General features: G+C 56.1%; 13 protein-coding genes. 12 read left to right on the top strand and 1 reads right to left on the bottom strand.

Annotation, left to right across the window (positions count from 1 at the left end):
• Positions 1-4 precede the first annotated feature (4 nt).
• The 12 genes from Q9290_RS09940 to Q9290_RS09995 all read left to right on the top strand — a co-directional run bounded on the left by Q9290_RS09940 (position 5) and on the right by Q9290_RS09995 (position 10,700).
• Positions 5-685 carry a F0F1 ATP synthase subunit A gene (locus tag Q9290_RS09940; protein ID WP_306079499.1) on the top strand — a complete coding sequence of 227 codons (681 nt, stop codon included), beginning with the start codon at positions 5-7 and terminating at the stop codon, positions 683-685.
• Between the two features lie 3 nt (positions 686-688).
• A complete protein-coding gene (locus tag Q9290_RS09945; protein ID WP_306079500.1) occupies positions 689-958 on the top strand; it encodes an ATP synthase subunit c family protein in 270 nt (89 codons plus the stop codon).
• 29 nt (positions 959-987) lie between these two features.
• Positions 988-1,737 (top strand): F0F1 ATP synthase subunit delta, encoded by a 750-nt coding sequence (locus tag Q9290_RS09950; RefSeq protein ID WP_306079501.1) that lies wholly within the window; start codon positions 988-990, stop codon positions 1,735-1,737.
• A complete protein-coding gene (locus Q9290_RS09955) occupies positions 1,730-3,208 on the top strand; it encodes a F0F1 ATP synthase subunit alpha (RefSeq protein ID WP_306079502.1) in 1,479 nt (492 codons plus the stop codon). Before Q9290_RS09950 ends, Q9290_RS09955 begins: the two co-directional genes overlap by 8 nt.
• Complete coding sequence (locus Q9290_RS09960; protein WP_306079503.1) at positions 3,205-4,050, top strand: F0F1 ATP synthase subunit gamma; 846 nt, start codon at positions 3,205-3,207, stop codon at positions 4,048-4,050. The genes Q9290_RS09955 and Q9290_RS09960 overlap by 4 nt, the downstream gene beginning before the upstream one ends.
• Positions 4,051-4,793: 743 nt before the next feature.
• A complete protein-coding gene (locus tag Q9290_RS09965; protein ID WP_306079504.1) occupies positions 4,794-5,597 on the top strand; it encodes a GIY-YIG nuclease family protein in 804 nt (267 codons plus the stop codon).
• Between the two features lie 93 nt (positions 5,598-5,690).
• Entirely contained in the window at positions 5,691-6,206 is a 516-nt protein-coding gene (locus Q9290_RS09970; protein ID WP_306079505.1) for a hypothetical protein, read from the top strand.
• A 113-nt stretch (positions 6,207-6,319) separates the two neighbouring features.
• Positions 6,320-6,736: a hypothetical protein gene (locus Q9290_RS09975; protein ID WP_306079506.1), complete on the top strand. Its 417-nt coding sequence runs from the start codon at positions 6,320-6,322 to the stop codon at positions 6,734-6,736.
• A gap of 141 nt (positions 6,737-6,877) precedes the next feature.
• On the top strand, positions 6,878-7,738 hold the full coding sequence (locus Q9290_RS09980) for a hypothetical protein (protein WP_306079507.1): 861 nt from the start codon (positions 6,878-6,880) through the stop codon (positions 7,736-7,738).
• Positions 7,739-7,852: 114 nt separating this feature from the next.
• Positions 7,853-8,260, top strand: coding sequence for an MAPEG family protein (locus tag Q9290_RS09985; protein WP_306079508.1), 408 nt, complete (start codon positions 7,853-7,855; stop codon positions 8,258-8,260).
• Between the two features lie 164 nt (positions 8,261-8,424).
• Positions 8,425-9,978, top strand: coding sequence for a phytoene desaturase family protein (locus Q9290_RS09990; RefSeq protein WP_306079509.1), 1,554 nt, complete (start codon positions 8,425-8,427; stop codon positions 9,976-9,978).
• 119 nt (positions 9,979-10,097) lie between these two features.
• Positions 10,098-10,700 carry a LysE/ArgO family amino acid transporter gene (locus Q9290_RS09995; protein WP_306079510.1) on the top strand — a complete coding sequence of 201 codons (603 nt, stop codon included), beginning with the start codon at positions 10,098-10,100 and terminating at the stop codon, positions 10,698-10,700.
• A gap of 253 nt (positions 10,701-10,953) precedes the next feature.
• On the opposite strand, the gene dxs is transcribed toward Q9290_RS09995, so the two are convergent.
• Entirely contained in the window at positions 10,954-12,819 is a 1,866-nt protein-coding gene (gene dxs / locus Q9290_RS10000) for a 1-deoxy-D-xylulose-5-phosphate synthase (protein WP_306079511.1), read from the bottom strand.
• Position 12,820: the final 1 nt, after the last annotated feature.

Below are 12,820 nucleotides of genomic sequence, written 5' to 3' on the forward strand. Positions count from 1 at the left end.
GTTTATGGCAGCGAACGAACTTGCCATTGAAACGGTATTTACTCTGGGGCCAATAGCCATTACCGGCACCGTGATCACCACCTGGGTGATTATGGCGGTGCTGGCCCTGGCTGCCTGGCTGGTCACGCGCCGATTGCGGCTGGAACCCGGGCCGCTGCAAACCGCGCTGGAAGGTGTGGTGTCGGCCATGGAAGCAGCCATTACCGAGGTGGAGCCCTGGCATTACCGTTATTTACTGCCCTTTGTCGGCACCCTGTGGATCTTTCTGGTGGTGGCCAACCTGTGCAGCCTGATCCCCGGCGTGCATTCGCCCACCCGGGATCTGTCGGCCACCGCCGCCCTGGCGCTGCTGGTGTTCGTGTTCACCCACTGGGTGGCCATTCGCCTTGGCGGCCTGGGCTATCTGCGCCATTACCTGGCCCCCAGCCCGATTTTGCTGCCGTTTCATATCATCAGTGAAATTACCCGCACCCTGGCCCTGGCGGTGCGCCTGTTTGGCAACATGATGAGCCTGGAAATGGCGGCGCTGCTGATCCTGATGGTGGCCGGCTTTCTGGCGCCGGTGCCGATACTGATGCTGCACGTGATTGAGGCGCTGGTGCAGGCCTATATTTTTGGCATGCTGGCGCTGATCTACGTGGCCGGCAGCATTCAGTCCAAACCTTCCTTACACAGCGAGGAGTAGACCATGCCGGATCTGAGTACCTTTAGCCTGGCCTCCACACTGGTGGCCGCCATTGGCATTGCGCTGGGGGTGATGATGCCCGCCATTGCCATGGGCATGGCCATCAGCCGCGCCCTCGACGCCCTGGCACGCCAGCCCGAGGCCGAAAAGGCCATTATGCGCACCCTGTTTATTGGCCTGGCGATGATCGAATCTCTGGCCATTTATGTGCTGGTAGTGGTGCTGATTATCATGTTCCGCAACCCGCTGCTGGAATATGTACTGCCGCAGTAGCAGGGCGACAACGAGCAGGAGGCGCGTGCATGGAAGTCAGCTGGAGCACCTTTGTTCTCGAGATCATCAACTTTCTGGTGCTGGTGTGGATCCTCAAGCACTTTCTCTACCGGCCTGTGCTTGATGTGATTGCCCGTCGCCGCGCCGCCATAGACCGCAGCCTGAGCGAGGCTGAAACCATGAAAACCGAGGCCGCCGACATGCGCCGCCAGTATGAGGGTCGGCTGGAAGCCTGGGAGCAGGAGCGCCAGGCCGCCCGGGAAACCCTGAACAGCGAGATGGAAACCAAACGCCGCGAGGGCCTGCAAAAGCTGGATGCGGAGCTGTCCACCGCCCGCCAGCGGGCCGAGGTTGCCGATGCCCGGCATCTGGCCGAGGCCGAGCGCAGCATGGAAGTGACCGCCCTGCAGCAGGGCGCCGCCTTTGCCGCCAGGCTGCTGCGCCAGGGCGCCGGCCCCGACACTCAAAAAAGGCTGGTGCAGTTGCTGATTGACGAACTCGGCAGCCTGCCCGCCAACACAGTGGCTGCCATTCGCCATCAGTACGGCGACACCCCAGACGGCGCCGTGATCCACAGTGCCTTTATTCTGGAAGACGAGCAGCGGGCAGCACTGGAGCGGGCACTGCACGAAACCCTGCTGCCTGACGGCACCGCCCTGCACCATGAGCTGGATTCCTCGCTGCTGGCGGGCGTGCGCATTACCGTGGGCGACTGGCAACTGGGTGCCAATGTGCAGGATGAACTGCGCGGCTTTGCGGAGCTGGCCCGCCATGAATGACAGGCCCGCGCATTCATTATTGGCGCGCCAGGCCCGCTGGCTGCGCCACTACCAGCCCGGACTGCGTGTTAACGAGCTGGGCCGGGTGGTGTCGGTGGGAGACGGCATTGCCTGGATTACCGGGCTGCCCTCGGCGGCCATTGATGAACTGCTGCTGTTTGCCGACGGCAGCAGGGGCATGGTGTTCGACATTACCGACAGCATGATAGGCGCCGTGCTGCTGAGTAACACGCCGGAGCTGACCGCCGGCGTTGGGGTGCGTGGCAGTGGCCGGACCCTCAGCATGGTAGCAGGCGACGAGTTGCTGGGGCGCATTGTGGACCCATTGGGGGTACCGCTGGACGACAGGCCCCCGCCGGGCAATGCCCGGCGGCAGCCGCTGGAGCCGCCATCGCCGCCCATTATCGCCCGGGAGTTTGTGCATGAGCCACTGTATACCGGCATCAGGATCATCGACACCATGATCCCCATTGGCCGGGGCCAGCGCCAGCTGCTGATTGGCGACGAAGGCCTGGGGCGCAGCTCATTGGCGCTGGATACGGTGATCAATCAGCGGGGGCAGAAGGTGTATTGCGTGTATGTGCTGATCGGCCAGAAGCGTTCCACCGTGGTGAACACCATCGAGATTTTGCGCTCACAGGGCGCCCTCGACTACACGGTGGTGGTGGTGGCCGAGGCCAGCGCCTTGCCCGGGCTGCAACACCTGGCGCCCTTTGCCGGCTGCGCCCTGGCCGAATTCTGGATGCAGCAGGGGCGGGATGTGCTGGTGGTGTATGACGATCTCTCCAGCCACGCCAAAACCTACCGGGAGCTGTCGTTGCTGCTGCGCCGGCCGCCGGGGCGGGAAGCCTTTCCGGGCGATATTTTCTCGGTACATGCCCGGCTGCTGGAGCGGGCCACCTGCCTGAACGCCGCCTATGGCGGGGGAAGCATTACGGCGCTACCGATCATTGAAACCCACCTTGGCGAAATTGCCGCCTACATTCCCACCAATCTGATCTCCATTACCGACGGCCAAGTGTACCTGGACCACACCCTGTTTGCCGGCGGCTTTCGCCCGGCCATCGACATTGGTCGTTCGGTGTCTCGTATTGGCGGTCAGGCCCAGCATGCCTGCATCAAGCAGGAAGCCGGACGCATGAAGCTGGACTACCTGCAGTTTATGGAGCTGGAAGTGTTTACCCGTTTTGGCGCGCGGCTGGAGGCCTCGATGGAGGCGGCCATTCACCGTGGGCGGGTGCTCAGGGAAATTCTCAAGCAGGATCGGCTCTCGCCGCTGCCGGTGGAGGCCCAGATGGCCTGGCTGGTGGCCTTTAACGATGGCGCCTTTGACCACACCGAGCCGGAGCAGGCTCAGAGTCGGCTGGCCACCTTGTTGCAGGGGGTGGCAAGCAGTGGCCTCACTCTCGACAGCCCCCGCGAACAGTGGCAGGCGGCGGTGAAGGCGGCATTGAGAGAGCCTGACTCATGAGCCGGCGCCGGGAGCTGGAGCATCATCGCCACAGCCTGGGGGAGATTCGTGAGATCATGAGCTCCATGAAAACCCTGGCCTACATGGAAACCCGCAAGCTGGCCCGGCTGATTGAGGCCCAGCAGGCGGTGATCACCAGCATGGCCGGGGCCACCGCCAGGGTGCTGGCCGGCTACCCCGGCGTGCTGCCCAAGGTGGAGCCTACCACTTCGGTGATGCTGCTGGTGGGCAGCGAGCGCGGCTTTTGCGGTGACTTTAACCACGCCCTGCTGACGCGGCTTAAATTGCTGCTGGCCGAGCATAACGGCGAGCCGCCCCGGCTGATGGCCATGGGGCACAAACTGAATATGCTGCTGGAGCAGGAGCGGTACGACTGCCTTTGCCTCGACGGTGCCAGCACCGCCGATGAAATTCCCGCCTCGCTGGCGCGGCTGGTCACCGAGCTGACCGGCCTTGAGCAAGAGGGCGTGCTGGCCCTGCATGCCCTGTATCACAACGCCGACGGTGAGCTGGTGCAAACACAGCTGCTACCGCCCTTTACCGACATGACGCCGGCCGGCAGTAACGTATTGCCGCCGGTGATTAACCTGCCTGCCGCCGCCCTGCTGGCCAACCTCTCGGAGCACTACCTGTTTGCCCTGCTGCACGGCATGCTCTATGGCTCGCTCTATGCCGAAAACCACCAGCGCGTAACCCACATGGAAGGGGCGGTAACTCACCTGGACGAAGAAGCCGAACGGCTGAACCAGCGCTTTAACGCCCTGCGCCAGGAAGAGATCACCGAAGAAATAGAAGTGATCCTGCTGAACGCCACCAATCTGGAAGGGGGCAGTCACCTTTAAATTAGCCGCTGATATGTATTTATTGGTCATTCCCGCGGAGGCGGGAATCCACGAACAACACACCCAAACTCGCGGTTTCTTTCGTCATTCCCACTTAGGAACGTCATTCCCGCGAAGGAACCCCATTCACCGCGAAGGCGGGGACGGGAATCCACGAACATCGCACCCAAATCAACAGACAGTGCTGCTGGAACGTAACTCCCGCTTAGGAACCTCATTCACCACGAAGACGGGCACGGGAGCCCATTCCCCAGGCACCGCTGTTGCGTGAGATGAGCCCCAAACTGGCAGAACGCACCGCAATTAACCCTTTTTACAATTGAAACGACTCACCACTACGGCCAAAATGGACTCTTTCAGCTCTGTAGTTGCAGGGAATGACGGCCTGTAACGTTCGGGCGGTAGCGTGGCTGTTGGCCTTCAAGGTGAGCCGTTTTATGTATGTTTAGCCAGTTATAACTGCTCATGTGGCATGTTCCGGTCTCACTTTCGCTCATGAACGTCTCGATTGGCAGCCAGCGTGAAAATTAGAGACCTTAAAAATCAGTGAGTTGCAGCCAGTTCTCGAAAACATTCAGGACTGCAATGCGGAGTTATTGAGACGTCTCGATTTTATGCATGCAAGCAGCGTGCATAAGTCTATTTTATATTTTTAAATCATAGGTTTAGTGTTGGTTTCTTGAAGAACTCGGCTGCTGGTTATTTAGCCGGGTCAATATACAAATGTTATGCCCGAAGGTGCTATGAGTAACTATTACGTCTACGTGTATATTGATCCCAGGAATTTCGAGGAGTTTTACTATGGAAAAGGTAAAGGCTCCCGGAAACATGCTCACCTGAATGACAACTCAGATAGCGAAAAATCCCGACGCATCAAGGCCATCAAGAAAGAAGGGTTGGAGCCAATCATCAGGGTTATTGCTCGCAATCTATCTGAACACGATGCGCTGCTGGTTGAGAAAACGCTACTCTGGAAGCTGGGTAAGCAGTTAACGAATATCTCCTCGGGCCACTATGCAGACAATTTTCGTCCGCATGACTCCCTGCATAAATATCTTTCGGGGTTCGATTTTCAAAATGGGCTGTATTACTACAACGTAGGGGAGGGAGTGCATCGCAACTGGGATGACTATGTTGCCCACGGGTTTATCTCCGCAGGTCAGGCACCAAGATTCCGGGATGCAATGCTAGGTTTGCAGACGGGGGATTTTGTCGCAGCATATCTTAAGCGCCACGGTTTTGTTGGGGTTGGCCAAATTACTCAAAGCGCGCGGCCCGTGCGTGACGTTCTGGTAGGTGGTATCCCACTTTTGCAGAAAGAACTGGTATGCCCAAATATTGGGGAAAACTCGAACGATCTCGATAAGTCGGAGTATGTTGCACTTGTAGACTGGATTAGGGCTGTCCCGCGAAACGAGGCAAAATGGAAATCAAAGAGTGGGTTGTTTACCTCGCAGCTCATCCGAGCCTCGCTGGACGGTCAGCCCGAAACTGTCAAGTTTTTGGAACAGGAGTTTGCCGTTGATTTCGCGGAACTTTTGGCATAACAATCGCCTGCACAGCGACCGATTTTCCGCCGCTTCGCGGCTCCAAACCGGCGCGTGAGCCGGGCGTTAAGCATCTAGGAGTAATGAGCACTAATGAACGAGCAACGGCTCACACAGGACTTAATAAATAGGATATCTAATGACTTTGAGATACTTCAGGAAGTTGAAGGATATCATCAACTTTACAATCAAAACGTGAGAATTGATTTGGTCTTGAGAGCAAAGCAGCATCTTATAGAACAAGGATTTACAAGTGAATGGTTCGGTATTGAATGTAAGTGGGTTCAAGGCGTTATTAAACAAACCTCAAAAACCACTAGGCTTGTGTGGCAAAGTATTACTTATGCTCAAGCAGTGTTTAATGTACATGGTAACTGGGAAAAACTAAGGTTTGTTGCTGTATATACGCCACCTCAGCTTGAGCATTCAATAGAAGAGAATCTAAAAAGGTTACTAGAGGTTGGGCATTACGGCTGTGTTGGTAGGTTTCATTTCTACAAAAGTAACAGTGGCTGGTGTATTAGGTTTTCTAATGTTTATGCAAGTACAAATGGTGGCTTTCATATTAGCCATAATCAGTTACCAAAGCCCAGAGTTGGAAGTGTATAAGTGCTTAACAAGTCAAAGCACGCGGACTTGGTAAAGCTGTTACCTTTTTTCAAAAAAAGTAGCCTACTTCACCAATCCGGTGTTTGAGGCGTTATAAATTATAAGGAGAGTAAATGAGTTCCGTACACTATTTTGATTGCGAAGGACCAGATGTGCGGGCGATCGCTCTCGCGCTGAAGTTGGCGGCGGATTTAGCGACGAAAGGAACGAAAGAAATAACCATATTTTTACCTACTCTGCAGCAAGCCAAAGGTACGGTGCTTACAGACGTTATTGGCTTGGAAGCAGCCAAAAAGCTTTCGAAAGGCCAGCTTTACAAACTTGGAGGAGCGACTGTAAAAATGGTATCCGATAGAACTTACAGCGAATATGGATCCAATGGTGTTGTCGTTGCTCTGTGGCCATCAACGAATATGAGAAAAAAGTTAGAGCGCCCATCTTACGAGGCATTGGTTATAGTGCCTTGGCTAAAAGAAGAAAATTATGACTGGGCTGAAAAGAGAGGAGCAAAAGTATTGTCGGTAGCGTAGAATTCATAACTAGGCGTTGCAGCGGACCCCTTGCACACCGCTTGCTTTTGCGCAATTCGCTACGCTCATTTTATTGCGAAAAACCAAGATCCATTCCAGGGGGCGCTGAACTTGGCGTTATACAAAGTGAGAAATTAGAGAATGGATCAAATATTCAATAATAGGGAAGTTGCAGTTTCGATTTGGGCTGGGTTACTTTTCATTTTTGGAATCTCTAAAGCAGGTGTTAGAGATGCAGCTAAGAATGTAGTTATTGCATTCTTTCATCCCAAAATAGTATCCACTTTTTTATTCATGGGAATTTATACTTGGGGAGTTGTTAAGCTTTTACAAATTATTGATCTGTGGAATTTTGTTCAACTAAAGAATACTATTTTCTGGTTTATTTTCGTGGGAGTAGCAGAAATTTTCAAGGCTACTTCTGCACAAGGGAAAGAACATTATTTTAAAAACTCACTAAAGAGCCACTTTAAGATATTAGTGATTTTAGAGTTTGTGGTCGCTTTCCAAAGCTTTAGCCTAATAGCTGAAATATTTATCGTTCCTATATCTGCATTTTTAGGCGCTCTTCTTGCGGTTTCTCAAAGTAAGGAGGAGTTTGAGCCTGTTGAAAAGATAATATCTTGGCTGCTTTCAATTTTTGGGATCATTTTTATTCTTTATGGTTGCTACTATATGTCAACCCATCTAGATAAGTTCTTACAAATAAAAACAATATTGGATTTTCTAACTCCAATATTGCTTTCTATATTCCTTCTACCATTCGTCTACGTCTTGTCTGTCTATATTCTATATGAGCGTATTCTGATACGTATTAATATTTATACAAGCAACAAAAAGAATCGCCTATTTGGTAAAGTAATGGCGCTAATACACTTTAATCGAGATCATAAAAGCTTAGAAAAATGGCTAGCTTATTCGTGTATGGATGATTTTAGAACTAAGAAGTCGATAGAAGAATCGATAAAGAGTTTCAATCAATTAGATGAGAAAATGGTATAACAAGGCGCTGCAACCGCCAGCCAAACTGTCACTCGTTTTGCCAAAAGACCGGCAAAACCAGCGCTATTTTTGTCTGCGGCTGAGCGCGGCGTTAAGGCAAAAGGAGGTTGACCGATGAGCACTTCGGCTCAGGTACTTGGACTCTTCATCGCTTGGGCGCTTCTTCTTGTCGTGCTCATGGAGGCAAGTCGCTGTTATTTCCTTATCAAAGGTCGCATTCGTTCCAATGAGTTCAAGCCGGACAATTCAAACTTACCCCCCTTCATGCAGCGGCTGGCCAGAGCACACGCGAACTGCATTGAAGGCCTTCCTATTTTCGGTGGGCTGCTAATCCTGGCAATCGTGACCGGCCAAACCGGGATCACGGACGCCTTGGCACCATGGTTCTTGCTCGCGCGAGTGGCGCAGTCAAGTCTCCATGTCGCCTCGTTGAGCGTGGCCGCGGTAAATGCCAGGTTTGCCACCTTTGTCGTGCAAGTGAGCATCGCGGTCTATTGGGCATGGTCACTCATCCTAAACTAAATCGTGCGTTCACGGATGGTGCCCTGACAAGCGTAACAGGGCACCATACCGGCTGATCTGGATTCAAAGATGAAAGCCTGCCTACCGCTGGAAACGATTAACCTGAAGCCGGATCCGTCAGAGCTATAATCGACAGACATTTGCATGGAAAGGGAGGGCGTCACATGGCCACCAATACCGCATCAAACCAGTTTGATGCCATTGTGATCGGCTCCGGCATGGGCGGCATGACCACAGCCGCGGCGCTTTCCCGCCTGGATCACCGAGTGTTGCTGCTTGAGCAGGCTCAGGACATTGGCGGGCTGACCCACGCTTTCAGCCGAAATGGTTTCACCTGGGATGTGGGCCTGCACTATTGCGGCACCTTTGGCCACGATCAGCGTGCCGGCAAAATCCTCGACTGGCTCAGTGGTGGCACCATTGAGTTTCACTCGGTCGGCACCGTCTACGACACCCTGCATTTTCCCGATGGCTTTGAGATCGCCGTGGGCCGCCCGGCGGCCGCCTACAAGATGGAGCTGAAAGAATGCTTTCCCGATAATGCCGCCGAAATAGAGGCCTACTTTGAGGCGCTGCTGTCGGCGGAAGAGGCTGCGCACATGGTGGCGGCCGAGCGGGCCATGCCCGAGCCATTTCGTTCCGCCCATCACTGGTGGAACCAAAACAAAATTCAGCGCTGGTGCAGCCGCACCACGGGTGAAGTGATTGACGAGTACATCAGCAACCCTCAGCTGGCCGCCGTGTTGTCGGCCCAGTGGGGCACCTATGGTGGCAAACCCACGGAGGCGAGTTTTGCCATTCATGCCACCATCATGGGCCACTACCTCGACGGCGCAGCCTATCCGGTTGGCGGGGCCGCGGCCATTGCCGAGGGCCTGGTGCCGGCTATTAAAGCGGCGGGAGGCCGTGCCCAAGCCGGCACCGCGGTGGACGAGATAATGCTTGAAGACGGCAAGGCCGTGGGTGTGCGCACCCACTCCGGTGAGGAATTCAGGGCGCCCTGTATCGTGTCGGCCATCGGCGCCGCTGAAACCGTGAAGCACCTGCTGCCAAAGGCAGTTCGCGAGCAGGACTGGGCACGGGAGATAGCGACATTCAGGCCGTCGCTCTGCCACTTTGATCTGTATCTTGGCTTTGAGGGGGACATCAGCCAGCACGGGGCCACGCGCTCAAACCACTGGTTTTATCAAAGCTGGAACACCAATAACGCCATCTGGAGTGGGACGGACGTCGAGCCCATTGCCATGATGTTTGTGTCGTTTTCGTCGCTCAAGGATCCCGCCCATGATCCCGGGCCGGCGAACAAGCACTGCGGCGATATGCTGGTCTGGGCCGACTGGTCGTTGGTAGCCGGGTTTGCAAATGGCGGAGCCGAGCAGCGGCCCGAAGAGTGGGCCTCGTTCAAACAGGGTATTGAGTCGATCATGCTGGATGCCTTCAGGCAGCAGTTTCCGGATCTGGCGCCGCTGATTGCCTACCATGAGCTGGGCACGCCGCTGGCCACCGTTGCCTTTACCGGCCATGAGCAGGGCGGCTTTTATGGCGTTGAAACCACGCCGCGGCGCATGTTGTCGAGCGCCCTTAACGCCCGCACCCCGGTGCCCGGTTTGTTTCTGTCCGGTCAGGATGTGATGACGCCGGGCATTGCCGGCGCCCTGACCGGCGGTATACTGGGGGCGGCGGCCATCGATCCGCGGGTATTTCAGAAACTTAAATAAGCCATGTGGAGCCCGGTGTTGGCCGGGTCGGGTAATAGATGAAGGATCCCGGCGCCGGATCCCGGTATGATTGCCGGTCACCTTAGTACTTTGATAACAAAGAGATAATTACCCGTTCCATGTCCACCTTTCTTTCCGGCTTTGCCCTCAGCTTTTCCCTGATCCTGGCCATCGGCTCCCAGAATGCCTTTGTGCTCAAACAGGGCATTAAACGCCACCATGTGTTTGTGGTATGCGCGGTGTGTGCCGTGTCCGATGCGCTGCTTATTTCTCTTGGGGTGGCGGGGTTTGGTGCCATTGTGCAGCAGTTTCCCGCCATCGAAACCCTGGCCCGTTACGGCGGCGCGGCCTTTCTGGCGGTGTATGCCGGCTTGAGTTTCAAATCGGCCTTCAGCACCACCCATGCCATGACGGCGGCGGGGGACTCGCAGCAACCGGTGCTGAAAACCGTGGCCATCTGTCTGGCCTTTACCTGGCTTAACCCGCATGTGTATCTGGATACGGTGGTGCTGCTCGGCTCCATCTCCACCCAGTATCAGCCGGCCCAGGCGGTGTTTGCCCTGGGGGCCGTGTGTGCCTCGTTCCTGTTTTTCTTCGGCCTGGGATACGGCGCCCGGCTGCTGGCACCGGTGTTTCAGCGACCTCAGGCCTGGAAGGTGCTGGAGTTTGTGGTGGGGGTGATGATGGCGACCATTGCCATCACGCTGGTGGTAGGTGCGTGAAGGAAGTGGGTTGAGGCACGTTCAGGTGGCTGGCAGACCTTGGCATTTCTATGTGGTTACTCAGGTGAGGGCAGTTCGGTGGAATATGCCCTGGACTCCCGCCTTCGCGGGAGTGACAAGGGATGGATGTCATTCCCATGAAGGTGGGAATCCAGAACATAGCGCAGAATACTGATGACAAGGCAGCCTCTGCAGAGACACAAATAAAAAAGCGAAGCCAATTGGCTTCGCTTTTTTATCAGATAGGCGTCGCTTAGCCCGCCTGATATTCCCTTACGGCCTTGGTAATACCCTCGGCGTCCAGGCCCAGCTTGGTCCAGATCTGCTGCTGGGTGCCCTGCTCCACAAAGTAGTCGGGCAACCCCAGGTTCAGCACTGGCACCGGCTTTTTGTGGCGCATCAGGCATTCGTTTACCGCCGAGCCGGCGCCGCCCATGATGGCGTTTTCTTCTACTGTGACCAGCAGTTCGTGGTCGGCCAGCAGTTCCAGCACCAGGGCTTCGTCCAGGGGTTTTACAAAGCGCATGTCCACCAGAGTGGCATCAAGGCGCTCGGCGGCGGCTTCAGCGGCGGGCAGCAGGGTGCCAAAGTTCAGCAGCGCTACCTTGCTGCCCTTGCGCAGGCGCTGGCCCTTGCCGATTTCCAGGGCGGTCATGGTGTTGTCAATTTCGGTGCCCCGGCCGCTGCCGCGGGGATAGCGCACGGCGGCAGGGCCGGTGTGCATATAGCCGGTGTAGAGCATTTGCCGGCATTCGTTTTCGTCCGCCGGGGTCATGATCACCATGTTGGGCACGGTGCGCATAAAGCTCAGGTCATAGGCGCCCTGGTGAGTGGGACCGTCGGCACCCACAATGCCGGCCCGGTCAATGGCAAACAGCACGTCCAGGTTTTGCAGCGCCACGTCGTGGATCAGCTGATCGTAGGCGCGCTGCAAGAAGGTGGAGTAAATGGCTACCACCGGCTTTTTACCTTCAATGGCCAGGCCCGCCGCCAGGGTCACGGCGTGCTGCTCGGCAATGGCCACATCAAAGTAGCGCTTGGGAAATTCCCGTGAAAAACGCACCAGGCCGGAGCCCTCGCGCATGGCCGGGGTAATGGCCATCAGCTGGTCGCAGTCTTTGGCCATGTCGCACAGCCAGTTGCCGAATATGCTGGAAAAACTGGGGCTGGCCGGAGTGCTCTTGGGCAGGGAATTTTCCGCCGGGTTGAACTTGGGTACGCCATGGTAACCAATGGGGTCCTGCTCGGCGGGCAGGTAGCCCTTGCCCTTGCGGGTCATCACGTGCAGGAACTGCGGGCCCTTGAGCTTGCGCATGTTGCGCAGGGTGTCCACCAGGGTCTCGATGTCGTGGCCGTCAATGGGGCCCACGTAGTTGAAGCCGAATTCCTCAAACAGGGTACCGGGCACCACCATGCCTTTCAGGTGCTCTTCGGTGCGCCGCGCCAGCTCTTTCAGCGGCGGCAGTATTTCCAGCGCCTTTTTGCCCCCCTCACGCAGGGTGCTGTAGAGCGAGCCCGACATGATGCGCGCCAGGTGGTTGTTAAGCGCGCCCACGTTTTCGGAAATGGACATTTCGTTGTCGTTCAGCACCACCAGCATGTCTTTGTGCAGATCGCCGGCGTGGTTCAGGGCCTCAAAGGCCATGCCGGCGGTGAGGGCCCCGTCGCCGATCACCGCCACTACCTTGCGGTTTTGCTGTTCCTGATCGGCGGCAATGGCCATGCCCAGCGCCGCGCCTATGCTGGTGCTGGAGTGACCCACCGACAGGGTGTCGTATTCGCTTTCTTCCCGCCAGGGAAAGGGGTGCAGGCCTTCATACTGACGAATGCTGCCCATGCGTTCGCGCCGGCCGGTGAGGATCTTGTGGGGGTAGGCCTGGTGGCCCACGTCCCATATCAGGCGGTCGAAGGGGGTTTTGTACACATAGTGCAGCGCCACCGTCAGCTCCACTACGCCCAGGCCCGAGGCCAGGTGGCCGCTGCTGCGGCTCACCGAGTGCAGCAAATAGGATCTCAGCTCGTCACACAGGGCCGGCAAACGTTCCTGGGGCAGGCTGCGCAGCTCTTCCGGCAGGTTGGCCAGGGCCAGGGTGGGGTAATCGGCAATATTCAGACTCATA

The sequence above is a fragment of the Oceanimonas aquatica genome (assembly GCF_030732065.1).
In the GTDB taxonomy this organism is placed as follows: domain Bacteria; phylum Pseudomonadota; class Gammaproteobacteria; order Enterobacterales; family Aeromonadaceae; genus Oceanimonas.

Coding starts and splice junctions, on each gene's coding strand:
- Q9290_RS09940 (WP_306079499.1), top strand. CDS start 5: ATGGCAGCGAACGAACTTGCCATTGAAACGGTATTTACTCTGGGGCCA.
- Q9290_RS09945 (WP_306079500.1), top strand. CDS start 689: ATGCCGGATCTGAGTACCTTTAGCCTGGCCTCCACACTGGTGGCCGCC.
- Q9290_RS09950 (WP_306079501.1), top strand. CDS start 988: ATGGAAGTCAGCTGGAGCACCTTTGTTCTCGAGATCATCAACTTTCTG.
- Q9290_RS09955 (WP_306079502.1), top strand. CDS start 1,730: ATGAATGACAGGCCCGCGCATTCATTATTGGCGCGCCAGGCCCGCTGG.
- Q9290_RS09960 (WP_306079503.1), top strand. CDS start 3,205: ATGAGCCGGCGCCGGGAGCTGGAGCATCATCGCCACAGCCTGGGGGAG.
- Q9290_RS09965 (WP_306079504.1), top strand. CDS start 4,794: ATGAGTAACTATTACGTCTACGTGTATATTGATCCCAGGAATTTCGAG.
- Q9290_RS09970 (WP_306079505.1), top strand. CDS start 5,691: ATGAACGAGCAACGGCTCACACAGGACTTAATAAATAGGATATCTAAT.
- Q9290_RS09975 (WP_306079506.1), top strand. CDS start 6,320: ATGAGTTCCGTACACTATTTTGATTGCGAAGGACCAGATGTGCGGGCG.
- Q9290_RS09980 (WP_306079507.1), top strand. CDS start 6,878: ATGGATCAAATATTCAATAATAGGGAAGTTGCAGTTTCGATTTGGGCT.
- Q9290_RS09985 (WP_306079508.1), top strand. CDS start 7,853: ATGAGCACTTCGGCTCAGGTACTTGGACTCTTCATCGCTTGGGCGCTT.
- Q9290_RS09990 (WP_306079509.1), top strand. CDS start 8,425: ATGGCCACCAATACCGCATCAAACCAGTTTGATGCCATTGTGATCGGC.
- Q9290_RS09995 (WP_306079510.1), top strand. CDS start 10,098: ATGTCCACCTTTCTTTCCGGCTTTGCCCTCAGCTTTTCCCTGATCCTG.
- dxs (WP_306079511.1), bottom strand. CDS start 12,819: ATGAGTCTGAATATTGCCGATTACCCCACCCTGGCCCTGGCCAACCTG.